General features: G+C 38.1%; 2 protein-coding genes. Both read right to left on the reverse strand.

The window, feature by feature from the left end; translation table 11 throughout:
* Positions 1-994: IS66 family transposase (locus JCM10991_RS11615; protein WP_025021579.1), on the reverse strand; the 994-nt coding region annotated here is incomplete at its 3' end.
* A gap of 98 nt (positions 995-1092) precedes the next feature.
* Positions 1093-1449: an IS66 family insertion sequence element accessory protein TnpB gene (gene tnpB / locus JCM10991_RS11620; RefSeq protein WP_023860636.1), complete on the reverse strand. Its 357-nt coding sequence runs from the start codon at positions 1447-1449 to the stop codon at positions 1093-1095.
* Positions 1450-1598: the final 149 nt, after the last annotated feature.

A 1598-nucleotide genomic window follows, 5' to 3' on the forward strand; every position in this document is an offset into this window, starting at 1 on the left:
CCAAACACGCCCCGAAAGTGATCTCTGGATAGACGTTAGAGCTATATCCAGTCCATCCATCACATATTATCGCACCGCGATATTTAGCCCCCAGGATATCCGCTATATTAGAAGAACCACGAGTATCGGAGTGCTTGTAAAAAACTATTTGGTGATTGGAGAACTCAACTGTAGATCTGACCGCCCAAATATAAGTTTTGTGGCTTTTTGTATTCTTAGCCAACACTTCATACGGAGTTTCATCCATATGAATAACTTCCTCTAGAAGTAACTCCTCTAGAAGTCTATCATAAAGTGGCTGCAGATAACGTTGGGAAAGCTTTATCACACCTTCAGACATCTGTTTTGAAGTGATTGGAAGTCCGTAGGACTTGAACAAAATTTCTTGCCTATTTAAAGGTATTGCCAGTTCGTACTTATTCCTAATAATTTCAGCTAAAGAGCTTGCAGAGAAGTAGCTATGATTGAATAAAGGCGCAGTCTCAGGGATAGCTTGAGCTAATACTTCATTACCATTATCGTGTTCTTCGATATTGCTACATTTATAAGTTCGAACATAGTGGTTAACACATTCAAACTCTGCAGGTTTTTGTCTTAATTCACGATATTGACACTTCTTGCCGATAGCTATCATCTTTTCACCGCAACATTTACACATCTTTCCTGGTTCATCATGAATAACATCTCGTTGTTCAAATTGATCTAGGATCTTATTGCGTTTTCCCGATGACTTTTTCTTTTTTGGAGTGCGACGAGTAGGCACGGTTTTCTCAATTACCACAGTAGTTTCATCCTCTTCTGTGGCCAGATTTTCAAGCTCCTCATCGGATAAAAGTGATATTTGGCCGTCGGCCAATTTTTCAGTTTTTTTTCCATATTGACGTTGTAAAAGCATTTCGATTACTTCATCTCTTTTATCAAGTTGTTTCTTAAACTCTTTAACTTGCTCCTTGAGCTCTTCGACTTGCTTTTCTAAATCTTTTTTTGTAGCCATACTCGTCACCTCCCCGTAATATATGTTAGAACAACCATATCAGTGGGGAGCGTTTACTGTAAAGAACTTTTTTAAATTTATTTCTTGTAATCTGCCGATCAATAAAAAGTTCCCTTTTTAGCTGGCTTGATTCGTTTCTCAGGTAATGGATTTAAGCCCTGAAGAAGCCATTCAACTTGTTGCTGAGTTAGCTCAGAAACCTCTTCACGATTTCTAGGCCACTGAAGTCGCCCATTTTCAAATCGTTTGTAAAGCATAGTAAAACCTTCGCCGTCCCAATAAAGTCCTTTAAAGCGATCATTTCTGCGTCCACAGAATAAGAAGAGCGAATCGTCATAGACATCCATTTCATAGTAGTCTGAGATTAAAAGTGCAAGACTATTAATCCCTTTACGTAAGTCAGTATTCCCACAAACGATATACACATGCTTTGGATAATTGTAATTAATCAGCATATTTCATCACCATTTTCATAATATCTTGTAATAGTTCTTCCTTCGCTTCATCAAAGACTGATATTTTGAAGGATGTTGTTTGGATATCTGCTATTATCTTTTTTCTACTGTACTTTGGTTTTCGCTGCGGACGTCCCTTACCGGAAAGC

The sequence above is a fragment of the Ligilactobacillus equi DSM 15833 = JCM 10991 genome, assembly GCF_000615765.1.
Lineage (GTDB): Bacteria > Bacillota > Bacilli > Lactobacillales > Lactobacillaceae > Ligilactobacillus > Ligilactobacillus equi.